General features: G+C 55.9%; 25 protein-coding genes and 1 pseudogene. 6 read left to right on the top strand and 20 right to left on the bottom strand.

Annotation, left to right across the window (positions count from 1 at the left end):
- The 5 genes from ACW5W8_RS10125 to arcA form a co-directional block, all read right to left on the bottom strand.
- On the bottom strand, positions 1-217 hold a 217-nt coding region (locus tag ACW5W8_RS10125), incomplete at its 3' end, for a transposase domain-containing protein (protein ID WP_498627673.1).
- A 120-nt stretch (positions 218-337) separates the two neighbouring features.
- Positions 338-1,744: a YfcC family protein gene (locus ACW5W8_RS10130; protein WP_498627674.1), complete on the bottom strand. Its 1,407-nt coding sequence runs from the start codon at positions 1,742-1,744 to the stop codon at positions 338-340.
- Positions 1,745-1,867: 123 nt separating this feature from the next.
- Positions 1,868-2,872 carry an ornithine carbamoyltransferase gene (gene argF / locus ACW5W8_RS10135; protein ID WP_005339721.1) on the bottom strand — a complete coding sequence of 335 codons (1,005 nt, stop codon included), beginning with the start codon at positions 2,870-2,872 and terminating at the stop codon, positions 1,868-1,870.
- Positions 2,873-2,951: 79 nt separating this feature from the next.
- Positions 2,952-3,878, bottom strand: a complete 927-nt coding sequence (gene arcC / locus ACW5W8_RS10140; protein ID WP_005339719.1) for a carbamate kinase — start codon at positions 3,876-3,878, stop codon at positions 2,952-2,954.
- A 62-nt stretch (positions 3,879-3,940) separates the two neighbouring features.
- Positions 3,941-5,161: an arginine deiminase gene (arcA, locus tag ACW5W8_RS10145; RefSeq protein WP_005339718.1), complete on the bottom strand. Its 1,221-nt coding sequence runs from the start codon at positions 5,159-5,161 to the stop codon at positions 3,941-3,943.
- A gap of 747 nt (positions 5,162-5,908) precedes the next feature.
- Here arcA and ACW5W8_RS10150 point away from each other — a divergent pair.
- The 3 genes from ACW5W8_RS10150 to ACW5W8_RS10160 all read left to right on the top strand — a co-directional run bounded on the left by ACW5W8_RS10150 (position 5,909) and on the right by ACW5W8_RS10160 (position 7,200).
- Complete coding sequence (locus tag ACW5W8_RS10150; protein ID WP_171971570.1) at positions 5,909-6,085, top strand: hypothetical protein; 177 nt, start codon at positions 5,909-5,911, stop codon at positions 6,083-6,085.
- A gap of 97 nt (positions 6,086-6,182) precedes the next feature.
- Positions 6,183-6,830, top strand: a complete 648-nt coding sequence (locus tag ACW5W8_RS10155; protein WP_005339716.1) for an AAA family ATPase — start codon at positions 6,183-6,185, stop codon at positions 6,828-6,830.
- A gap of 1 nt (position 6,831) precedes the next feature.
- Positions 6,832-7,200, top strand: a complete 369-nt coding sequence (locus ACW5W8_RS10160) for a hypothetical protein (protein WP_005339715.1) — start codon at positions 6,832-6,834, stop codon at positions 7,198-7,200.
- A gap of 623 nt (positions 7,201-7,823) precedes the next feature.
- Here the strand turns inward: ACW5W8_RS10160 and ACW5W8_RS10165 are convergent.
- The 5 genes and pseudogenes from ACW5W8_RS10165 to ACW5W8_RS10185 all read right to left on the bottom strand — a co-directional run bounded on the left by ACW5W8_RS10165 (position 7,824) and on the right by ACW5W8_RS10185 (position 13,156).
- Positions 7,824-9,039 (bottom strand): annotated as a pseudogene (locus tag ACW5W8_RS10165) (IS256 family transposase).
- 216 nt (positions 9,040-9,255) lie between these two features.
- Positions 9,256-10,629, bottom strand: coding sequence for an oxygen-independent coproporphyrinogen III oxidase (hemN, locus tag ACW5W8_RS10170; protein ID WP_498627676.1), 1,374 nt, complete (start codon positions 10,627-10,629; stop codon positions 9,256-9,258).
- A 31-nt stretch (positions 10,630-10,660) separates the two neighbouring features.
- Positions 10,661-11,101: a DUF2489 domain-containing protein gene (locus ACW5W8_RS10175; RefSeq protein ID WP_005339712.1), complete on the bottom strand. Its 441-nt coding sequence runs from the start codon at positions 11,099-11,101 to the stop codon at positions 10,661-10,663.
- 11 nt (positions 11,102-11,112) lie between these two features.
- Entirely contained in the window at positions 11,113-11,700 is a 588-nt protein-coding gene (gene yihI, locus ACW5W8_RS10180) for a Der GTPase-activating protein YihI (protein WP_498627677.1), read from the bottom strand.
- A gap of 838 nt (positions 11,701-12,538) precedes the next feature.
- Entirely contained in the window at positions 12,539-13,156 is a 618-nt protein-coding gene (locus ACW5W8_RS10185) for a c-type cytochrome (protein WP_005339710.1), read from the bottom strand.
- A gap of 142 nt (positions 13,157-13,298) precedes the next feature.
- Between ACW5W8_RS10185 and yihA the strand changes: the two genes are divergently transcribed.
- Positions 13,299-13,955, top strand: a complete 657-nt coding sequence (gene yihA, locus ACW5W8_RS10190; RefSeq protein ID WP_026034975.1) for a ribosome biogenesis GTP-binding protein YihA/YsxC — start codon at positions 13,299-13,301, stop codon at positions 13,953-13,955.
- A gap of 485 nt (positions 13,956-14,440) precedes the next feature.
- Here the strand turns inward: yihA and spfP are convergent, their stop codons facing one another.
- From spfP to ACW5W8_RS10240, 10 genes are all read right to left on the bottom strand, one after another.
- The gene (gene spfP, locus ACW5W8_RS10195) at positions 14,441-14,488 is read right to left on the bottom strand and encodes a small protein SpfP (protein WP_462101308.1); all 48 of its coding nucleotides are present in this window, start codon (positions 14,486-14,488) and stop codon (positions 14,441-14,443) included.
- 243 nt (positions 14,489-14,731) lie between these two features.
- Positions 14,732-14,992, bottom strand: a complete 261-nt coding sequence (locus ACW5W8_RS10200; protein WP_019445781.1) for a DUF1488 family protein — start codon at positions 14,990-14,992, stop codon at positions 14,732-14,734.
- Positions 14,989-15,810 carry a shikimate dehydrogenase gene (gene aroE / locus ACW5W8_RS10205; RefSeq protein ID WP_498627680.1) on the bottom strand — a complete coding sequence of 274 codons (822 nt, stop codon included), beginning with the start codon at positions 15,808-15,810 and terminating at the stop codon, positions 14,989-14,991. The genes ACW5W8_RS10200 and aroE overlap by 4 nt, the downstream gene beginning before the upstream one ends.
- A 102-nt stretch (positions 15,811-15,912) precedes the next feature.
- Entirely contained in the window at positions 15,913-16,821 is a 909-nt protein-coding gene (gene hemF / locus ACW5W8_RS10210) for an oxygen-dependent coproporphyrinogen oxidase (RefSeq protein WP_498627682.1), read from the bottom strand.
- 112 nt (positions 16,822-16,933) lie between these two features.
- Positions 16,934-17,494 carry an L-threonylcarbamoyladenylate synthase type 1 TsaC gene (gene tsaC / locus ACW5W8_RS10215; protein WP_498627684.1) on the bottom strand — a complete coding sequence of 187 codons (561 nt, stop codon included), beginning with the start codon at positions 17,492-17,494 and terminating at the stop codon, positions 16,934-16,936.
- A 134-nt stretch (positions 17,495-17,628) separates the two neighbouring features.
- The gene (purE, locus tag ACW5W8_RS10220; protein ID WP_005339704.1) at positions 17,629-18,132 is read right to left on the bottom strand and encodes a 5-(carboxyamino)imidazole ribonucleotide mutase; all 504 of its coding nucleotides are present in this window, start codon (positions 18,130-18,132) and stop codon (positions 17,629-17,631) included.
- Positions 18,133-18,206: 74 nt separating this feature from the next.
- Positions 18,207-18,764 carry a DNA topoisomerase family protein gene (locus ACW5W8_RS10225; RefSeq protein WP_498627685.1) on the bottom strand — a complete coding sequence of 186 codons (558 nt, stop codon included), beginning with the start codon at positions 18,762-18,764 and terminating at the stop codon, positions 18,207-18,209.
- A gap of 55 nt (positions 18,765-18,819) precedes the next feature.
- Positions 18,820-19,293 carry a DUF494 family protein gene (locus ACW5W8_RS10230; protein ID WP_005339699.1) on the bottom strand — a complete coding sequence of 158 codons (474 nt, stop codon included), beginning with the start codon at positions 19,291-19,293 and terminating at the stop codon, positions 18,820-18,822.
- Positions 19,286-20,401: a DNA-processing protein DprA gene (dprA, locus tag ACW5W8_RS10235; protein WP_498627688.1), complete on the bottom strand. Its 1,116-nt coding sequence runs from the start codon at positions 20,399-20,401 to the stop codon at positions 19,286-19,288. The genes ACW5W8_RS10230 and dprA overlap by 8 nt, the downstream gene beginning before the upstream one ends.
- Position 20,402: 1 nt before the next feature.
- Complete coding sequence (locus ACW5W8_RS10240; protein WP_498627689.1) at positions 20,403-21,491, bottom strand: LysM peptidoglycan-binding domain-containing protein; 1,089 nt, start codon at positions 21,489-21,491, stop codon at positions 20,403-20,405.
- Positions 21,492-21,599: 108 nt separating this feature from the next.
- Here ACW5W8_RS10240 and def point away from each other — a divergent pair, with 108 nt between their 5' ends.
- Together def and fmt are read left to right on the top strand one after the other, a co-directional pair.
- Complete coding sequence (def, locus tag ACW5W8_RS10245; protein WP_498627691.1) at positions 21,600-22,112, top strand: peptide deformylase; 513 nt, start codon at positions 21,600-21,602, stop codon at positions 22,110-22,112.
- A gap of 12 nt (positions 22,113-22,124) precedes the next feature.
- The gene (fmt, locus tag ACW5W8_RS10250; protein WP_498627693.1) at positions 22,125-23,069 is read left to right on the top strand and encodes a methionyl-tRNA formyltransferase; all 945 of its coding nucleotides are present in this window, start codon (positions 22,125-22,127) and stop codon (positions 23,067-23,069) included.
- Positions 23,070-23,118: the final 49 nt, after the last annotated feature.

The following is a 23,118-nucleotide window of genomic DNA, read 5'->3' on the forward strand; positions in this document are numbered from 1 at the left end:
GATTTACGAGCTGGGTCATGGGGACGTGGCGGAAGATAGCCATGCCGATAATGGCCCAGACCAGGCGCTCCATGGGCATACGGCGACGACGTAGGGTCGCAACGCCCTCTTCGCCGAGCAGGGAAGTGATGAGTTCGGGGGGAATGAGGTCGGAGAGTGACTCAAACTGGGCAGTATTGCTGGCGTGGAGGAAGTCGAGAGCATGGGCGATACGCATAAAAAATCCGAAACCAATCAACTGGTTTCGGATTTTCACACAACAGAAGGATCGGTCAATGGATCCTTAACTGATCGGCATTAAGCTCGCAGGCTCCCGTTTCATCTTGCTTGTCATCCCTCAGGAGAGCACGGCCCCCAGACTCAGGCAGACCACGATCAGTACCGCCAGGATGCCGAGCAGCGGTGCCACCCACTTGACCCAGCGCACATAGGGCACTTTGGCGATAGCCAGACCACCCATGACCACGGCGGAGGTCGGGGTCACCAGGTTCACCAGACCGGAGGCAGACTGGTAAGCAGTCACCACCAGTTCGCGGCCTACGTTGGCGAAGTCGGCCAGCGGCGCCATGATCGGCATGGTCAGCACGGCCAGACCGGAGGAGGACGGCACCAGGAAGGAGAGCACCACTTCCAGCACGAACATCACGTTGATAAAGACGATGGTGGAGAGGCCAGTCACGATCCCTTCTGCGCTGTGCAGTATGGTGTGAGTGATCATGCCGTTGTCCATCACTACCACGATACCGCGGGCGATACCGATGATCAGCGCCACACCCAGCAGGTCGCGAGCACCATCGATAAAGTTGGAGGTCAGCTCCTCCTCGCTCATGCGGGAGATGACACCGACTATGATGGCAGCAGCCAGGAACACGCCGGAGATCTGCGCCATCCACCAGCCCAGCACAGCCACACCGTAGATCATCACGGCGAAGGAGGCGACGAAGATACCCAGCACGATTTTACGGGTCAGGGTGAACTCCAGCATCTGGTCGCTCTTGTTGCCAAGGAAGTGGGCACGGTTCTCTTCCCACTTGTCAGCCACCAGCGATTTGCTCGGATCGCTGCGCACCATTTTGGCGTAGCGCATCACATAGGCCACACAGATCAGCCAGCCAATCACCAGCATGGAGACCCGCAGCCAGATACCTTCGGTGAAGGAGATTCCAGCAGCATTGGCAGCAATAACAGTGGCAAAAGGGTTGATAGTCGAGCCCAACACACCGATCCCAGCACCCAGCAATACCGTCGCCGCGGCGACAACCGGGTCGAAGCGGGCGGCCATCATCACCGGCACCAACATGGCATAAAAAGGCAGGGACTCTTCGGCCATGCCGTAGATGGTACCGCCCGCGGCAAACAGTGCCATCAGGATCGGGATCATCCACTCTTCACGGCCACGCAGGCGATCGGTCACCCGTTCGATACCGGCGTCGATGGCACCTGTCTTGGTCACTATGCCCAGAAAACCGCCGATGATCAGGATAAAGAGGGAGACGTCGATAGCACCGGCTTCGTAAGTCTCGTGGTTGTAGAGGCCATCAATGGGCGCCAACAGCACATCGACAATCCCTTGAGGATTGCCCTCCACCAGTTTGTAGGTACCCGCCACCGGCACTTCTTTGCCGAGGGCTTCGTTCATGGTCATCTCATATTTGCCGGCTGGTACTATCCAGCTCATGGCGGCCACCAGGGCGATCAGCACAAACAGTATCGTGTAGGCTGACGGGAACTTGAATTTGGTCATGGTCCAGCTTCCTTCTGTGGGTGTGGTATCCATGCAGGCTGCGGGTTGTAGGGTTAGAGGTATTATGCCGCTGTCACATGGTCGAAAAGCCGGGGGTCGCCCCCCGGCACCACTACTGCGACCTTAGTCGCCCAGCGTAGCAACCATCACTGCCTTGATGGTGTGCATCCGGTTTTCGGCCTCGTCGAACACGATGCTGTGCTCGGATTCGAACACGTCCTCGGTCACTTCCAGGCCTTTCATGCCATATTTGTCAGCCACTTCCTTGCCCATGGTGGTCTCGTCGTTGTGGAACGCCGGTAGGCAGTGCATGAACTTCACATCAGGATTCTTGGTGGCGTTGATGACATCCATGTTGACCTGATACGGAGTCATCAGTTTGACGCGCTGATCCCAGGCTTCTTTCGCTTCACCCATGGATACCCATACGTCGGTGTAGAGGAAGTCAGCACCCAGCACACCCTCTTTCACATCTTCGGTCAGGGTGATGCGTGCGCCGGTCTCTTCGGCGATCAGGCGGCACTTGGCAACCAACTCCTCCTCCGGCCAGAAGGCTTTCGGCGCGACCAGACGGATGTCCATGCCCATTTTGGCGGCACCGACCATCAGGGAGTTACCCATGTTGTTGCGGGCATCCCCCAGGTAGGCAAACTTGATTTGATCCAGACGCTTGCCCTTGCCGTGCTCCAGCATGGTCATGAAGTCGGCCAGGATCTGGGTCGGGTGGAATTCGTTGGTCAGGCCGTTCCAGACCGGGACACCGGCGTAGGCGCCCAGCTCTTCCACGATCTCCTGACCGTAGCCGCGGTACTCGATACCGTCATACATGCGACCCAGTACACGAGCGGTGTCCTTCATGGACTCCTTGTGACCGATTTGGGAACCGCTTGGGCCAAGGTAGGAGACCTGAGCGCCCTGGTCGAAGGCCGCTACTTCAAACGCACAGCGGGTACGGGTGGAGGTCTTCTCGAAAATCAGGGCGATGTTCTTGCCGACCAGATGCTTGCGCTCGTAGCCACCGTATTTGGCTTTCTTCAGGTCGATGGCCAGGTCGATCATGTATTGGATTTCGCGCGGGGTGAAGTCCAGCAGTTTCAGGAAGTTACGGTTACGCAGATTAAAAGCCATGATGAGTTCTCTCTATATATGTTTCAGACCAGTTCGGGCAGTAGTGTTGACTACGCATTCTCAGTACAGATATCGGTAATTACGCGTGTACGGTGCGGGTGGCGACGATATTGGTGCCGGCTTCCCCCTTGAGGATGGCGAGGCCATCTTCCAGCGAGCCGATGCCGACCATGCCGCCGGTCGCTTTGACAAATTCACAGGAGGCTTCGACTTTTGGTCCCATGGAACCTGCATCGAACTTGACCCCGGCCAGCTCGTCCGGGCTGGTGACTCGCAGCGGACGCTGGGTCGGTTTGCCCCAATCCAGATAGACGGCATCGGCGTCGGTCAGGATCAGCAGGGCGTCGGCCTTGATCTGCTTGGCCAGATAGGCGGCAGACATGTCCTTGTCGATGACGGCTTCGATACCGGTCAGGCTCTGGCCATCCCAGGTCACCGGGATACCGCCACCACCGGTACAGATGATGAGGTGGCCCTGGGCAATCAGGGTTTCGATGGCGTCGCCTTCGACGATGCGCTGGGGCAGCGGGGACGGCACTACGCGGCGGAAGAACTTGCCGTCAGCCTTGACCACCCAGTGCTTCTCTTCTGCCAGGGTGCGGGCTTCCGCTTCTTCATAGACGGGGCCGATAAATTTGGTCGGGTTGGCGAATGCCGGATCCTTGGGATCGACCTGCACCTGAGTCAGCAGCGCGGTGACGTTGCGGCTCGGCATCAGGTTTTTCAGCTCCTGGATCAGCATGTAGCCGATCATGCCCTGGGACTCGGCACCCAGCACATCCAGCGGATAGGGGGATACCTTGGTGTAGGCGCTGTTCTGCAGGGCCAGCAGGCCGACTTGCGGGCCGTTGCCATGCACCAGCACCACGTTGTACTCCTGAGCGATCAGGGCGATGGTCTTGGCGGCAGTTGCTATGTTCTTGCGCTGGATATCCGCTTCCAGTGGCTCACCACGACGGAGCAGTGCATTGCCACCCAGAGCGACGACGACAGTTGGTTTTTTCATAGTGGTTAATCTCGAGTTTGGTTCTGTGTGGCGCCAGCTTCTGCCGGCGCCACGCCGTCTCATCAGATGCTGTCGCGTTCCATCGGGCAGCTCATGCAGCGGGCGCCGCCGCGGCCACGGCCCAGTTCATCACCCGGAATGGAGAGAACTGTGATACCGGCTTTGTCATATTTCTCATTGGTGTAGGTATTGCGCTCGTAACCCACCACCACGCCGGGACGTACGGTCAGCACGTTGTTGGCGTCGTTCCACTGCTCGCGTTCGGCTTCGAAGCTGTCACCGCCAGTGGTGATGATCTTGAGCTGATCCACGCCCAGCGCTTTCTCGATAGCGGTGACGAAGTAACCCTCTTCCTTGATGTTCATGCCGGTGGCGCCGCCCGGAGTCAGGCTCCAGCACTGCACATCCTTGCGGATCACTTCCGGATAGACGGAGAAGGTGTCGATGTCCATGTGAGTCATGACGGTATCCAGGTGCATGCAGCTGCGGTGTTTCGGCAGCTCCATGGCGATGACCTGCTTGGCCTGACCGTGTTTGAACAGGCTGCGAGCCAGATGCTCGACACCTTGCGGGGTGGTGCGCTCGGACATGCCGATCAGCACGGCGCCGCGGCCGATAACCAGCACGTCGCCACCCTCGATGGTGGAGTTGTCGTAGTCACGCTCCTCGTCACCGAAGTACTTGATGAAGTCCTGACCGGCAAACATCGGGTGCCAGCGGTAGATGGCCTTCACGTGGTTGGTCTCGCGACGACGGGCCGGCTTGGCCATCGGGTTGATGGAGACGCCGCCATAAACCCAGCAGGAGGTGTCACGGGTAAAGAGGTGGTTGGGCAGCGGCTCGATGATGAAATCGGTCGGAGCGTGCATGCCTACTACCATGTTGACGCCGCTGTAGGGCATCTCGGAGTAAGTCAGGCCGCCGGAGAGAATGCGGGCCAGTTCGCGGTGCGGCATGTCAGCCAGGAAGCAGCGCACGTCGTTGGCAAAAGAAGAGCCGAGGCGGTAGTCGGAGACCTGATGTTGCAACAGCCAGGTTTTGGCTTCCGGCACATCAAGTGTTTCCGCCAGCAGATTGGTCAGCAGGAAAACTTCGACATTCTGATCGCGCAGTACCTGAGCGAATTTGTCGTGCTCCTGACCGGCGCGTTCAACAGACAGGACGTCATCGAACAGCAGATCCTGGCAGTTGGAAGGAGTCAGACGCTTCAGACTGAGGTTGGGGCGGTGCAACATGACACGGCGCAATTGGCCAACTTCAGAACCTACATAAAATTTGCTCATGATTATATTCCGTCTAGCAGTGGTCCCTGCGAGTGATTGAATAGATTCCTTCTATTCATGCTCGTGGCTAAGGCGGGATATTCTTTATGTAGGGTAATCGGCTTATGTTCTATCCTGCCCTTGCCTTTCGAGACCGAGGTTAGCCCTGCGAATCGCGATAAACTTAGACATTGATCACATTCATTCGGAACTGAATATATTCACCATCCAATCTATGACCCCGGTAGCAAATTGCGCATTTTCCAAACAAATCGCACCGAATAACCATGCAAAACCACCCTGCTATATTTCAGATTGATTCATTTTTTATTCATGTCAGTTCACTGGAGTGATTAAATGTAAATAACAAAAACCGTTAAAAATCATCACCATAAATAATTTTACAAATAAAATTTGAATATTACTCCCTAGGTATTGAATACATCGCCGTGACGGGAGGAACGCGGGAGAAATAAATACTCACATCGACCACATTCACTGCATAAATCTTTTCTTGTTCCAGATCATGGCATTGATGCCAACCCCATCAGGCTCGGCCTCATCAGTCACCACCTCTTTGTGCGGTTCAACTTAATATGCACAAAGTCCGCATCGAGGTGGGCAGCCATCCTCGTCTGTCACCACAACGCCTTTTGATACTTTTTTCAGTAATTGAATTTATTCGTCCCACCTTGCGCTGGCGCCAACCTCGACTTAACTCAGAAAGTGATCCAGATCACATATGAATGGCACTACTCAGGAGTTGTTATGAAGATGAAACCCATGCTGTTGCTCGCAACGTTGCTGCTCTCTGCGCTCCCTACCTTCATTCAAGCTGAAGGAGCCCCTGCCATGCCCATGGTGGTATGCCATGTCGACCAGGCCCCCCAGATGCTGGTGCCTGACTATGTCTGCCGCTGGCAGGGAGGCAGCGTTCATTACTAATCGACACAACGGGAGGAGCATCACTCCTCTCGCCTTGTGATGAGGCTGGCCCCTCCTATACTGAAATCAGCGGTTTTCTCATGGATAGGGGAACGTCATGATCTTGTTGGTCGGTGGAGAGAAGGGGGGGAGTGGCAAGAGCTGCCTGGCACAAAATCTGGCGGTCTACCTCAGATCCCAATTTCAGGGGGAGGTGTTACTGGTCGACTGCGACCCGCAGCGCACCACCTCTGACTGGATTCAGGAGCGCAATGACAACCCGGAGCTGCCACAAATCAACTGCGTACAGCTCTATGGCAATATTCGCAACGACCTGCTCAGCCTGAAAAACCGCTACGACTACGTCATCGTCGATTGCGGCGGGCAGGACAACCGGGCTCTGCGCTCCACCATGGCTGTCGCCACCCACGCCCTGATCCCCTTGCGCCCGAAACGCCGTGACCTCAAGACCCTGCCCCACATGGAAGATCTGATCACCACCTGCAAGATGGTCAATCCGACGCTCAATGCAGCCGTGGTGCTGACCCAGTGCCCCGCCCTGCCCAATCAGGTAAAACGCATTCTGGAAGCGAAAGAGGTTTGCTCCTCGTTCGGTGTCGACGTCCTGAACGCCATCACCTATGGCCGCAACGTCTATGACGACAGCGAAGAGAAGGGACTGTCGGTGATGGAGATCGAACCGGATGGCAAATCCGCCGAAGAGATCCGGGCCATCGCCAAAGAGTTCCTGCAAGTGGGGGTGTGAGATGGGTCTGGCCGATCTGAAGAAAAAGCACCAGCTGCATCACCAGAAGAAGTTCACCGTCGACGAATTTATCGAAGATGCGGAGTTCTATGCCAAGGGCAAACCCAAGGTGGTCAGCCTTGAACTGGGCCTGCATCGTGACGAGGCGTTGTCGGCGCTGGCCTTTATCGAGAGTGGCGAGCACCTGAAGCCCAGCTACAAAAAGGCCACCTTCTCCATGAGCACGGTGGCCATCGACGAGCTGGGTAATCTGACCCAGCAAGATGGCATGAACAAGTCCCTGTTGCTGCGCCTCTTTACCCACTACTTCTCTTCGCTCACCCCGGAAGAGCGCCAGACCATCTATGAGCGACTCAACCAGCGCTCATAATTTCTCCATTCAACCGCTCTTGTGTGCCTCGCCAACTCACCCCGAATGACCATCATCAGACTGCAAAATCTGTTTCTGAAGCAACCAAAATGCCGCGTAAGAGATCTGCCATTCCACATGTAAGTAAACAGCCTAAAAGATCCCCGAGATAATCGGAAGATAAGATCTTAAAACATGAAGACGAGAAACTTAACTAGCTGTTTATAAATGAATAAATTGAAACTCACCACTTTCGAAATAGCTAATTACAAAAACGTTTTCCAATCTGGCGTTGTAGCCGGTTAGAAAATCCTTATAGTTACTCATGCACGGACGCAATGAAGTCGGTCAGGAAGACTGGCTGCCAGGGTTGGGCAAATGGACTCACCACAGGATGTGGTAAAGGACACCTCCCGGGATGGAGAAAGTGCGACGGGACAGGATGACTCGTCAGGCCAAGATGGCTAAAGGACACCCCAAAGGATTGGGAAGGGGAAACCTAAAGGAAGAGGTAAACAGTCAGGGATTGCAGGGAGCAACTTCGTTCAAGGATGTGAGCGATACGACTACCGGGGGCGACGCAAGTCGCCCCCATCTTTTTATCTGCGGAGCCTGTAAATGATTCTGTGTAACTGCCCACTCCATTACAGGTGACCGTTCAGGCGATCTCCGAACTCGATAATAAAGCGATTCAGGGCAAGCTTCCAATTCTGGATCGGCATGGTCCATTTCTTGGAGGCCTGCTGTATCGCGAGAAACGCCACTTTTAGCGCCGAGTCGTCGGTCGGGAAGAGCTTCCTTTGCTTGGTCGCTTTGCGCAGCACGCTGTTCAGTGACTCGATCGCATTGGTGGTGTAAATCACCTTCCGGATGGCGGGGGGATAATCGAACAGCGTGATTCAGATTATCCCAGTTGCCCTGCCAGGAGCGCGCTATTTGCGGGTACTGGCTATCCCAGCGCTCGCCGAAGGCCGCCAGCGCCTGCTGAGCCCCACGTTCCGTCGCAGAGTGGTAGATCTGCTTCAGATCCGCCGTCACTGTCTTGTAGTCCTTCCAGGAGACATAGCGCAGCGAGTTGCGGACCATGTGGACGATGCACAGTTGCACCTTGGTCTGGGGATACTCCACAGCAATGGCATCAGGGAAACCCTTGAGACCGTCCACACACGCAATCAGGATGTCTTCCAAGCCGCGGTTCTTCAGCTCGGTCAGAACCGACAGCCAGAACTTCGCCCCTTCAGTCTCGGCCAGCCACAGGCCCAGCAGCTCCTTGTGCCCCTCCATATTGATGCCCAGTGCCAGATAGAGCGACTTGTTGATCAACCGCTGGTTCGCGCGGATCTTCAGCACAATGCAGTCCAGATAGACGATGGGATAGAGCGGGTCCAGCGGCCGGTTTTGCCATTCGTGGACCTGCTCAATGACACGTTCGGTCACTTTCGATACCAGCCCTGCCGAGATGTCGGCGTCATACATCTCTTTGAACGCATCCACGATATCCCGCGTGCTCAAACCCTTGGCGTAGAGGGCGAGGAGCTGGTCGTCCATCTGGGTCAGGCGGGACTATCCCTTGCGGACGAACTGAGGTTCGAAGGAGGAGTTACGGTCACGAGGCGCCTGGATAGTGACCTCTCCGTGCTGCCCTTTTAGGCGTTTGGTGGAATAGCCATTGCGATTGTTGCCGGTCCCGCGGCCTTGTGGGGCGTGTTTCTCGTAGCCCAGATGCTCGTCCATCTCGGCATTGAGCGCGGTCTCGACGGTGAGCTTGATCAGCTGTTGGGTGAGGGTGCCGAGATCTTTTTCAGACTTGATGTCTTTGGCCAGCTCAGCGGCCAGTGCTTTGAGTTTGTCTTGGTCCATTTGCTTACCCACGAAGGTATCCTTTTGAAAAAGTTACTTATTCGTGGGCGGTTACACAATTGAATTTACAGGGTCTATCTGCGTTTTACGGCCCGATTGCTTGGCTTATCGCGGCCTTATTGCCAGAACCTTCCAGACCCGCTGCTTAAGCAAAAAACAATATGAGAAGGGCGCCACGATGGCGCCCCTTTCTGTTTTCTGATCGGCAAGCACAACTTATATCACACGAGAGAACTGCTGCTGGCGCGCCTTGTTGCGCAGATAGACATCGAAGCACATGCAGATATTGCGGATCAGCAACTGCCCCGTGGAGGAGACCTCCAGACCATCCTCCGTCATACGCACCAATCCATCGTTGATGAAGGTCTGCAGCAGCTTGAGATCGTCAGCAAAATACTCTCTGAAATTGAGCCCGTGCGCCTGTTCGACAGCGGCAAAGTTCAGACGGAAATCACAGATAAGCCGCTTGATCACCTCACGGCGGATCAGGTCATCCTGATTGAGCGAGCAGCCTTTCCACTGGGCATGACCCAGCTCTGCAACCTGTGCGTAATAGGTCTTGAGCTCTTTCTGGTTCTGGGAGTAGGCATCACCGATCATGCTGATGGAGGAGACCCCCAGCCCCAGCAGATCGCAATCACCTTGAGTGGTATAGCCCTGGAAGTTGCGGTGCAGCTTGCCCTCGCGCTGCGCGACCGCCAGCTCGTCATCGGGTTTGGCAAAATGGTCCATGCCGATGAACTGGTAACCCTGACCAGTGAGAAAGGCGATAGTGTCCTGCAACATGGCCAGTTTCTCCTGCGGAGCAGGCATATCCACCTCTTTCAACTTGCGCTGGGCGGCAAAGCGACTCGGCAGATGGGCATAGTTGAAGATGGAGAGGCGCGCCGGATCGGTCTTGAGCACTTCTTCCAGCGTATGGTGGAAGCTGGCACGATCCTGATGCGGCAGGCCATAGATAAGGTCGAGGTTGGTCGAGCGGAAACCGAGTTCGCGGGCTCGTTCCAACATGGCTTTAATAAAGTCGTTGTCCTGCTCGCGGTTAACCGCGACCTGCACATCCTTGTTGAAATCCTGCACCCCAAGGCTGATGCGGTTGAAGCCGACGTCTCGCAGCACATCCAGCATGGTCATGGCGATCTCGCGCGGATCGACCTCGATGCTGAACTCCCCCTCTGCGGCGAAATGGAAGTGCTCACGCAGCATGGCCATCAGACGGCGCGTTTGTGCTTCATCCAGATAGGTGGGTGTTCCACCACCCCAGTGCAGCTGGGTGACCAGACGGTGCTTGAAGAGCGGGGCTTGCGCCTTGATCTCCTGCTCCAGGTAGTCGAGATACTCGTCAGCCTTGTGCTGATGACGGGTAATGACCTTGTTGCAGCCGCAGTAGTAGCAGAGCTTGTGACAGAAAGGGATGTGCACGTAGAGCGACAGATTGCGCTCGGGATACTGGCCGGCTGCGCGGACAAAATCCGGATAGCCGAAGCTCTCGTTGAACTCCAGCGCAGTGGGATAAGAGGTGTATCGCGGGCCACTGTAGTTATATTTTTCGATCAGGGCCTGATCCCACACAATCTGTTCTGCTTGCACGCTCGCTTCCTCTCTTGTTGTTATTGTTGGCTCACCGACCTAACTGAAAATCCTTCAGCTGGGCAACATCCTTGAGGATCTGAGCCTCCAGCTCGGCCTCGTAGCCGCTTCGTTCGAGATCCATCTTCATCACTTCATTGCGCTTGAGGGCACGTCTGGCCTCATGAGTCGGCATATCTTTCACCTTCTCATACAGCCCGTACAGACCCGGGAACTCGGCAACGAATGCTCGCCCCCCCTTGATCTGCAACGCATCCAGCAGATTGGTCAGCCGAATGGCGCCTTCGGAGTAATCGCACTGCCCCTCCTGCACCGCATGAGCAATGACCCGCACGCTCTCCAGAATTCGCTCATTGCGAGCAGTTATAGCCTGCCACTGCATCGCTTGCTGTCGCCTCAGTCTGGCCAGCAGCATGCCTGCATAGATGGCCAATCCTGACAAAATCAGGCCGCCCAACAGGGCGGCCAGCATCCATCCACTCATCACTTTTTCTTCGGCTCAGGCTTGGGTTCCGGCTTGAAATCGACCTGGTTGAAACGGTCCCACAACTCCTCTTCGGAGGCTGGTTTCTGCTCGTCGAACTCGGCGTCATCGCCATCATCAAACGGCAGCTCATCATCTTCATCATCGTCGTTGTCGATGATGCCCAGCTCATCCATCAGCTCCTGATAACGGTCGACACGCTGATCAACCCAAGCCTGCTCGGCCGCTTCCAGGGTTTCACCGGCATCCAGACGATCCAGCAGATCATTCAAGCGGTCATCGTTTTCGATGGAAGCCAGCTCCTGCTCGGGGGTCATCACCAGCTTCTTCTCTTTCACCGCCTTGGGTGCTGCCGGCTTCTTCTGTTTGTCATCAACCACCAGTACTACCGGCTTGCGGGAACCGATACGCGGATCTTTGGACTGGCTGTTGCCAGACTTGCTCTTTGACTGTTCAACTTGCTGACGAGAACCAGCCTTCAGGCCCTTGCGCTTGGCAGCCCGTTTACGCTCACGGCCTTCCTGAGCACTGACATCAGATTCTTTGCGCTTGCCAGTAGGCTTGCGAGTGGGTTGTTTAGCAGACATGAATGGCTAACTCCGAAAAATAACTGGATTGACCCGTACCCGGGATGATCTCACCCGGTGGGATACGATGCGAGGAACAGTAAGGCTGGAACAAGAGCAGGATCCCGCACCAATCTGGCCCAATCAGGCCACTGAACACCGCAGGATCGGTATCCTCTGGGCATGTTACTGGTATTTTGACACAGAATGGCTAATCGGGTTAATGACCCAAAAGAAAAAAGGCAGCCGAAGCTGCCTTGATATGTTCATGCGTGCGCCATCCTGAATGGCAAAACAATCTGTTTCGTCCTCTCCGTGACAACTTGTCGCCGCAGCATATCGTTGTGTGGTCATCCTGACCTTGTATTGGTCGTTCCTGAATGTGCGTGTGCCTGTTTGACCCGTCGCGACCGCATCCTGCCATCGTGCCGGGGAGTCTGCATCCCGCAACCCCATCCCGCTCCGGAGATGGTCACCATCCTGATCCTTCAAATCCCTTGCCAGCTCATGCGAGCCCATGGCATCCCGCCACGCCAGCCATCCTCTGCTCACAACACCCTGTCGTGAAACCGCCACCCAATCCGTGGGTGAATCCATTGAGCTTAATGTATCAACTCTATAAAACGGCTCAATCCACCCAAAAGATTCTCAACATCTCGAAAAACATCAACACCAACATAACACACTGATAAATAATGATTATTTAATATTTTATGCAATTTTATGAGCCTTGGCCTGCCTTGAGAATGGGAGATCTCTTACAGAACGGGGGGATTAAACCGAGAATTATCTGAAAGCCATAAAAACAACGGGGAGCCCAGGCTCCCCGTTTCAACTCAAATCGACCGTATCGACTATATCAGTGCAGACCTGCCACATATTTGGAGAGGGCTTCAATATCCTGATCAGTCAGTTTCTTGGCAACGTCCCGCATCATACCATTCGGATCGTTGTCACGCGTCCCGGCACGGAATGCGGTGAGCTGAGCCTTGATATAGGCAGGATGCTGGCCGGACAGGTTGGGATACTTCGCCTGTTCGACACCCGAGCCACGGGGACCATGGCAAGCCGTACAAGCTGCCAGACCGCGACTCATGTCACCACCCATATAGAGTGCCTTGCCCGCTTCGACCACGTCGTCAGGGACAGCGATAGGGGTAACCTTCAGGCTGGAAAAATAAGCCGCCAGGTCATCCATGTCCTGTTCCGATAAAGGTAACGCCATCGGCCCCATCACTGGCGCAACCCGGCCAATTTGACCAGAAGCGGCAGCCTTCAGTTCAACTAACTGCTTTTTGATATATGATGCGTGCTGACCAGCAATTTTGGGGTACATATCAACCAGGCTGTTTCCGTCCGGTCCATGACAAGCCGCACAAACGGCAGCCTTGGTCTGTCCCGCAGCGGCATCGCCCTTGGCTTGTGCCATCCCCGTTACGCCAACCATCAGAGCAAGAGTAATGACTAGGTTCTTCATGGCGTTCCAACTTTTCGTTATTAGGCTTCCAGATCCCATGCCGCTGAAGGCATGTTAAAATAAACGCGTTTAAGCGACGCTATTTTACACCATTTTACAAAAAAGTAACTCTATAACCCTCTATCTCCATGGGGAATTTACGTTGGATACACAAACTCTGAATTTCAATAAGGTGCATTTTGTGACCAGCGCACCCGACATCCGTCACCTGCCAAATGATGGGGGTGTCGAGATCGCGTTTGCCGGCCGTTCCAACGCCGGTAAGTCATCTGCATTGAACACCTTAACCAAACACAAGAACCTGGCGCGCACCAGTAAGACACCCGGTCGTACCCAGCTGATCAACCTGTTTGAGCTGGAACCGGGCAAGCGTCTGGTCGACTTGCCGGGTTATGGTTATGCGCAAGTTCCGCTGGAAATGAAGCTCAAGTGGCAAAAGTCACTGGCAGAGTATCTGCAGCGCCGTGAGTCATTGAAAGGTCTGGTGATCCTGATGGACATCCGCCACCCGCTCAAAGATACCGACATGAACATGCTGGAGTGGAGCTCGCACCGTCAGTTGCCCGTCATGCTGCTGCTGACCAAGGCTGACAAATTGAGCCCCGGCCCGCGCAACAACCAGGTGATCAAGGTGCGCCAGGCCGTTGCCAACCTCGGTTCCCAGATCCAGGTCGAAGCGTTCTCCTCCCTCACCAATATCGGTGTGGAGAAGCTGGCGCAAACCCTGACCGAATGGTACGTCAGTGGTGACGATACCGACCTGCTGGACGCTGATGAACAGCAACCTGCCGAGGAGTAATCTACTCCTCGCTCTCCTTGCAATTGGCGGAGCACTCCTCCGCTGATTGAAAGGGTTTCAGATTGCCGCTTTCACCTGTCTCACGACAAATACCCCGCATTCGCCTCCTCCGACATATCCAATACTGCTTAAATTTCATATAGATAGGAAGTTAATTCACAAAAACAATTAACTTAAGTAGGCGTTGATAGCGTTTTCAAATTCGTTTTTTCAAAACGAACAAGAATTACAAAAAGAGACCAAAATGAAATTTAATTACAGAACCTGACCGGAAGGGATAAAAATGAGGCCGGACGACAGTGATGCCATCCAGCCTGAAATAATAAGTTCAAAAAATTGGGAAGAAGCTGAGTCTTGAGTACCAGACGACAGGTATTCCTCAAGAAGCAGCCTCATTCTATCAAATGCATCGCCAATTTAAAGCATTTACTCTAAATGCCACACATAAAAAAACACCCCGACGAGAACCTCATCGGGGCAGCTATTCAGCCACATTCAATTACGTGAAATAAAAGGTCTGAAAGATAGAACATCTTACCTCTGTACCCTACGCAGACAACTGTACAGCAAAGCAGCAGAAAGTGAAAGTAATTTATGTAATTTAGTTTCACAACTTACAGATTAAGAAAAAACATTTTACTTTCATGCAGATAAAAAATCCCCAGTACGAATACCGGGGAGTTATAAAGGTGACTAGCTAGCACTTCCTCAACTATCTAGTTAGTCAGCGCCATTTCAAAGTAGTTCCGCTACCAAACAAAAAAACTTTAAAAAAATCAGAGGTAGATAGCGCCATCTTCAGCAAATTCTTGTTCTTCAATGAGTTTTTCAGCCATATCTTCAATATCAAAACGTACACTTTCGAAGGCTCTGACGATGTCATCCTCCCTCGTCAGCGCCAGACCTGTCATTCTCTCCAGTCGCCGCTGGCTGATGTAACAATCTATCAGCGCCCCCATCTGCTGGGCAGGAAAACGCACCCGCTGTTCGTCAGCCTGCCACTCCATCAGGTCGGGAAACAGAATACCCTGGTTCATATCACCCCCAAGTTACGCTTCAACTCTCTCAATACCTGTTTAGTCCCGGGACGAATTCCGCGCCACACGGTAAAAGCTTCGGCGGCCTGTTCCACCAGCATGCCGAGTCCATCCATGGTTTGACGGGCCCCATGCTGTTTGGCCCAACGGATAAACGCCGTATCCGAGGCGCCATACATCATGTCGTAGATGGCAATATCAGTGTGGATCAGGGCAGGAGCCAACGGCGGCAACTCCCCTTGCAAGCTGGCAGAGGTGGAGTTGATGATGAGGTCGAACGGCCCTGCCAACTGCTCATAGATATGGGCGGTCACGGGCCCCAGATCGTGAAACTCGGCAGCCAGCTGCTGCGCTTTGGCGTGGGTACGGTTGGCGATCACCAGCTCGCTCGGCAGCTCGGCCAGCAGCGGCGCCAACGCACCACGAGCCGCGCCGCCGGCACCCAGCAGCAGGATCCGGCTATCCGCCAGCGTCACTCCATGGGACTTGAGATCGGCGACCAGACCGGCGCCATCGGTATTATCCCCCAGCAACACGCCATCATCGGTCAGCTTGATGGTATTGACCGCGCCCGCCCGTTTGGCCCTCGGGCTCAAGCGATCGACCAGAGTGAATGCCTGCTCCTTGAAGGGAACGGTGACATTGCATCCCTTGCCCCCTTGGCCAAAGAAGGTGCGCAGGGCTTGGGCAAACTCGTCGACGGCGGGTTCAGCCAGCCCATACTCCAGCTCTTGCTGGGTTTGTCTGGCAAACAGGGTGTGAATGAAGGGGGACTTGCTGTGGCGCACCGGGTGGCCAAAAACCAGATAACGATCCATCAAAGAGTTCCATCAGAGGGCAATATTCCGATTTAACGGGTTTTCGCACTCGGGAACAAGCCGAATATCGGCCAGTAAAAAGGGGCCATCATGGCCCCCGGGTCACAGCCATTCTCGTGGCGTGAGGTAATCGGTGTAGAGCAAGGCTTCAGGAGTGCCCGCCTCCGGCTGCCAGTCATACTCCCAACGTGCCAGCGGTGGCATCGACATCAGGATCGACTCGGTACGTCCGCCGGTCTGCAGCCCGAACAGGGTGCCACGGTCATACACCAGATTGAACTCCACATAACGGCCGCGACGATAGAGCTGGAACTCCCGCTCCCGCTCGCCATAGGGCAGTGCCTTGCGTCGTTCGATGATCGGCAGGTAAGCATCGAGATATCCCCGACCGACCGCCTGCATAAAGGCAAAGCAGTCGGCAAAAGGCCAGCGATTCAGATCGTCGAAGAAGAGGCCGCCCACCCCTCGCGTCTCGTTGCGGTGCTTGAGGAAGAAGTAGCGATCGCACCAGGATTTGAGCTCGGGGTAGATATCATCACCAAAGGGCTGGCAGAGATCACGGGAGACCTGATGCCAGTGCTGCACATCCTCGGCGAATGGATAGAATGGCGTCAAATCGAAGCCACCGCCAAACCACCAGATCGGCTCTTCACCTTCCTTCTCGGCGATGAAGAAACGGACATTGGCGTGGCTGGTCGGCACATAGGGGTTGTGCGGATGGATCACCAGCGACACCCCCATCGCCTCGAACTTGCGACCGGCCAACTCGGGCCGATGGGCCGTCGCAGAGGCAGGCATGGCATCGCCATAGACATGGGAGAAGTTGACCCCGCCCTGCTCGATCACCGCGCCGTGGCGCAGCACGCGGGTTCGCCCACCGCCACCGCCTTCACGGCTCCAGGCATCTTCCACAAAGTGTCCACTGCCGTCGGCCTGCTCCAGACCACGGCAGATCTCGTCCTGCAACTGCAACAGGAAGGCCTTGACCTGGGCCACATCCGGTTTGCTCATCTTGTCTCCAGTCAGGCAGGATCGTGAACGCCCTGTCCATTTTTATAGTTAAATCAATCATATGAGCTCACCGCTCAGCGGATTGATAGCAAATCATGACGTATACGCCAGCTCAGGAGGGGCGAATAATGGCGCCGGTTCGGGCGTCCTTGATCTCGGATGGGTTAGCTTGACCACCCACTTCACCGGGCAGGATATAGGCTAACTTGCTTGCCAGCCGCTCACCAATATCGGCCACCCGACGGGCAGGCTCCTCACCGGTCAGGTTGGCGCTGGTAGAGACCAGCGGCTTGCCAAAGGCGCGACACAACGCCCGCACCTGAGGATGAGCCGTCACGCGTACCGCCAAGGTCTCGAACTGCCCGGTCAGCCAGGCCGGCGTCGTTGCACGGGCAGGCATGATCCAGGTAAAGGGGCCGGGCCAGCTGGCTTCAACCCGAGCCAGTTGCTCGCCGCTAAGCTGGCTCAGATCGATGTAATCCTGTAATTGCGCCAAATCGGCAGCAATCAGGATCAACCCTTTCTCCACCGGACGCTGTTTGATGGCCAGCAGTCGCTGCACCGCCACCTCGGAGTCGGGATCACAACCCAGACCAAACACGGCCTCGGTCGCATAAGCAATCACCCCTTCCTGCTGGAGGGCAGCAACCGCCTGTTCAAATTCATTTGGCATAGGAAAAATGCGGCAGCCTGGCTGCCGCCTCGTCACTTAGTAGAAAGTTGAATCCGTATGGCGGCGACCATGGCAAAGTGACGTTTTGCTGTTGCATAGGAAAATACGACACATCCGGATCGCCACCCGTTCACTTACTTGAGTTGAGCCTGCAGGGCGGCATCCTTGGCCATCACCTCTTCGGCATTCTTCTGGCGTTCGGCCCGAACCTTGGCCGCCAGTTCATCATCGGCTACTGCCAGCATCTGGGCTGCCAGATAACCTGCGTTCTTGGCACCGGCTTTGCCGATCGCCACGGTCGCCACCGGTACACCACCCGGCATCTGCACGGTGGAGAGCAACGCATCCAGCCCCTTGAGCGGGCCACCATCGATGGGCACCCCGATCACGGGACGAGTCGTGATGCCGGCTACGGCACCCGCCAGATGCGCAGCCAGACCGGCAGCACAGATAAAGACCTTGCAGCCACGGGCCTCGGCATCGGTCACATACTGATGGGTCGCAGCCGGCGTGCGGTGCGCGGAGGTGACTTTGACTTCCACTGCGATATCAAATGACTTGAGCACCTCGAGGGTGGTCTGCATCACGGGGAAATCAGAATCAGAGCCCATCAATACGGCAACAAAGGGTTTATTCATGGTGGGAATTTCCTTACTCCAAGTGGGGGGTTGAAGTTCACCGAAAACGTTTCAATCCGGTTGCGGCGGCGGGATTATACCTGCTCACTTTGGTGGCCGCATTTCTTTTGCGGACAGACCCAACGCAGAGTTCCCCTCACTTTTTTCTCAACCATGATGCCCCAGCCACACGCGGGGCAAGGCATGGGGATCGGTTTGTCATTCACCACATATTTGCAGTGTGGATAGCCATCACAGGAGTAAAACTGCTTGCCGTAGCGGGAAGTCCGGCTCACCAGATGACCCTTGCCGCACTCGGGGCAGAGGATCTGGGTATCATCGCTCTCCTGCAGGGATTCGATGTGCTGACAGGCCGGATACTGGGTACAACCGACAAACAGACCGTAACGCCCCTTCTTGATCGCCAACGGCTCTCCGCAATCGGGACAGGCAGAGCCTTCGAGCACCTTTTCGATGTCGCGGCCGGATGGCGTCAGGGAGCGAATGTAATCACAGGCAGGATAGGCAGAACAGCCAAGAAAGGGACCATGTTTGCCCTGGCGGATCACCAGCTCGGCCCCGCACTGCGGGCACGACTCGCGCTCGAAGGCATGTTCGTGGGCTGAAAAGAGGTGATGATCGATTTTTGACATGGGCCGCGCCTTGAAATCCAGATGGCCTGAATTCTACCAGCGCGGCACCGGACTGTCAGTGAATGACGCCGTCTGACTCATCAAACACCAGCTCTTCCATCTGCTGGTAGGCATTTTCACTGCCCGGTACGTTGAACAGCACCATCATGACGACCCACTTAAGGTCATCCAGCTCGATATCCGGCTTGTCCAGTTCGAGCAGGCGCTCGATACAGATCTCGCGGGTTTCGGCATTCAGCACCTGGGCCTGTTCCAGAAACAGCAGGAAGCCGCGGCACTCGGTGCTGAGGCGTGCCAGCTCTTGCGGAGCATAGATACGCATCGAGCCTTGCGCGCTGGCGGTGACATAGACCTCCCGCTCGCTATCGTGCAGATTGGCCAGCCGCTCCAGCCAGTCGAGCGCCTTGTCGATCTCTTCTTTATCGAAACCGGCCCGGCTCAGCTCGTCGGTGAGCTCATCCTGCTCGACCATTACATCTGCATCGCTGTGGATGTAGGTCTCGAAAAGGTACATCAATACATCAAACATGATTCGCCCTCCTCGCTCTGACGTATCCACCGGCTACCGCCATCACTGCACCGGCCAGCTCCAGCTCTACCAACCTGCCCAATACCACTTCGACAGGAAGCTGGGCCCGCTCGGCAACGGTATCCACGCTCGTGGTCTCATAATCTACGTTATCCAACAAATCGGCATAAGGCAATTCGCTATTATGCGGTTGCTCAGATGGTATGACCGACGGATCTGGTCGTGCGACCCACTCTGGCAGCTCTTCCACTATATCGGCCGCACTCAGCACAAGTTTGGCCCCCTGCTGAATTAATCTGTTGCACCCTATCGCCTGGGCATTTTGCGGGGCGCCAGGTACCGCAAACACTTCGCGCCCCTGCTCTAGCGCATAACGAGCGGTGATCAGCGAACCGCTCTGCTCTGTCGCCTCCACCACCAGAGTTCCCAGCGACAGACCACTGATAATACGGTTGCGACGAGGAAAATGTTCAGCCAGCGGCCCTTTATCCGGCGCCAGCTCGGAGATAAGCAAACCACCGCTCTCCAGAATCTGACCTGCCAATCCCTGATGGCGTTTGGGGTAGAGGCAATCCAACCCGGAACCCAACACGGCAAGGGTGATGCCACCACAAGCCAGCGCTTGCTGATGGCAAACACCATCGATACCGAGCGCCAGGCCCGAGGTGATGGCTAACCCGCACTCAACCAGCTCGCTACAAAGGCGGGACGCATTATCTTTGCCTGCATAGGTAGGATGACGTGTCCCCACCATTGCCAGCTGGGGTAGCGACAGCGCAGCAAGATCTCCACGACAGTAGAGCAACAAGGGGGCAGCGGGGATCTCCCGCAGCAAAGAGGGGTAAACCGGGTGATCTTGCGCAATAAGGACGTTGCCAGGCAACGCGGCCCAAGCCAGGCTCTGTTCGACAATCGGCGAGGGCCAGCGCAGTTGCCTGATCTGCTCTGACGATAGCCCCATGCCATGCAGTTGCACTTCATCGCACTGGAACAGGGCATCAATACTTCCCCCGACCCGCGTCAACAGGCGGGATGCGGTCACCGGGCCAATCCCGGTGACCGCATTGAGGGTTAACCAGAGCGCCTGACGCTCGTCGGGGTAGCTCACGTCAGAAGTGAGTGACCTGATAACCCGCACTCACCATGTCGTTACTCTGCATGATGAGACCGTAACTCACCTTGTCATACACCTTGAACAACATGACGCGGGCAATCGCTTCGGAAGGCAGTGGTGCCTTCTTGTTGCTACTGTAAAACACTTTGTTATAGACCGACGAGAGCTCTTTGTACTGCACGGTCCCATTCTTGGTAACCAAGGCAGCGCCGGGCCGCCGGACATCCAGCACATCCCCTGCAACCAGTTGATCACGGCCGCCCCGATTGATCAGCACCACATCAAATTTGCCACCCCCCCGGGTCTTGTTCGGCAAGTCGATGATGTAGCCCGGCGTGATGGCAGGTGCCGCCTTTGGCATGAAGACAGCGGGCATGTTCTCCTGATCGGGTAGCGGCATCACCTTATCGCCCTGCAGCACTTCACGCTGGTTGTGAGTCAGCGTCACTTCGGTCCGATCGCCAAGACGAGCCACGGCCCGCACCACACCGGCAAAGATGGCCTCCTGACCCAGTTGTTCACCGGTTTCACGATCCTTGTAGACCACCCCTGGGTGATAGATGCCATACATCTGGCCAGGCGTCAGGGAGCCCTGAACATAGAGGGTGTCCCCCTCCAGCATGCCGATATGTTTCTGGTCCGAGCCCAGCAGATAAGGCAGGGTTTTCTGCTGCTGACTGTCTGCCAGAATATGGTCGGTTTGCAAGAAGGGACCGATCTCGCTGATGGGTAGGGTCGGAATGGGGTTGGCCTTGTTCTCGTAACGGGTTTTCGGGCCGAGACGGATGACCTGCTTGCCCCCCTGCATCGCCTTGCCGAGCCGGGGTTCACCATTGACCCAGCTCAAGTGCAGCACATCACCGGGGTAGATCCAGTGAGGATTGGCTATCTGCGGATTGATGTTCCAGAGACGAGGCCACAGCCAGGGCTCGGAGAGATACTTGCCGGAGATATCCCACAAGGTGTCGCCTTTTTGCACCACATAGCTTTCGGGATAACCCGCTTTTAGCCTCAGCTGGTCGGCCAGAGCGGAGTGGCTCACGGTCACCAGCAGGCAGGCGAGGATGGTTTGCTTCAGATACATAACACTCCCTGTTACTTCTGCACGCAAAGTGTTGCTGTTTTTTGTCGGCGTAAATGACTAGAATTACGCCAATATTGACTGCATTTATACGAAACTAAAGAAAAAACTATGGCCATTCTAGATGTATTGCGTTTTCCCGATGAGCGTCTGCGCACCATTGCAGCCCCTGTCGAGACCTTTACACCCGAGTTACAACACATTGTAGATGATATGTTCGAAACCATGTACGCGGAGGAAGGCATTGGCCTCGCCGCGACTCAGGTCGACATTCACCAGCGCATCATAGTGATCGATGTCTCTGAAAACCGTGAAGATCCTCTGGTATTGATCAATCCGGAGGTCATCGAGCAGTGCGGCAGCACCGGCATTGAAGAGGGTTGCCTCTCCGTGCCCGGCAGCCGTGCTCTGGTGCCGCGCGCCGAACAGATCAAGATCCGCGCTCTGGATCGCAACGGCAAGCCGTTCGAGCTGGAAGCCGATGATCTGCTCGCCATCTGCATCCAGCATGAGATGGATCATCTGGTCGGCAAGCTGTTTGTGGATTATTTGTCCCCGCTCAAGCGCCAGCGCATTCGCCAGAAGCTGGAAAAGATGGCCCGTGAAGATCGCAAAGTCCTCTGAGGATCTGCCCCATTGAATAAGCTGAAACTGATTTTTGCCGGTACTCCCGACTTCGCCGCCCGTCACCTGGCGGCGTTGTTGTCTTCCGACCACGAGGTCGTCGCCGTTTATACCCAGCCGGACAAGCCCGCCGGTCGCGGCCAGAAGCTCACCGCCAGCCCGGTCAAAGAGCTGGCCCTGACCCACAATCTGCCGGTTTACCAACCAGCCTCTCTGCGCAAGGAAGAGGCGCAAGCCGAGCTTGCTGCACTGGGCGCCGACCTGATGGTGGTGGTGGCCTATGGTCTGATCCTGCCCAAGGTGGTACTCGATACCCCGCGGCTGGGCTGCATCAACGTCCATGGCTCCTTGCTGCCCCGCTGGCGCGGTGCCGCACCGATCCAGCGCTCCATCTGGGCGGGCGATGCCGAAACTGGCGTCACCATCATGCAGATGGATGTGGGACTGGATACCGGCGCCATGATCCGCAAAGTGACCTGCCCCATCGCCGCCGACGAGACCTCCGCCAGCCTCTATGACAAGCTGGCCGAGCTGGGCCCGCAGGCACTGGTCGACACCATCAATGCCATGGCCGCCGGTGAAACCGCTGCCGAGGTGCAAGATGATGCGCTGGCCAACTACGCCGAAAAGCTCTCCAAGGAAGAGGCCCGCATCGACTGGTCGATGGAGGCTGTTGCCATCGAACGCTGCATCCGCTCGTTCAACCCCTGGCCCATCAGCTGGTTTGAAGTGGCTGACCAGACCGTCAAGGTATGGCAAGCCGCCGTCATTGACAGCGACCACAGCCAACCCGCCGGCACCCTGCTCAAGGCCGACAAGCAGGGGATCGATATCGCTACCGGCAAAGGGGTACTGCGCCTGCTGACCCTGCAACCGCCCGGCAAGAAGGCGATGTCCGTTTCGGATCTGCTCAACTCTCGCCGCGACTGGTTTGAACCCGGCACGCAATTGAATTGAACTGGATTGAATTGACACAAGCGGGGCCCAGGCCCCGACTTGCGCATCT

The sequence above is a fragment of the Aeromonas aquatilis genome (assembly GCF_054052405.1).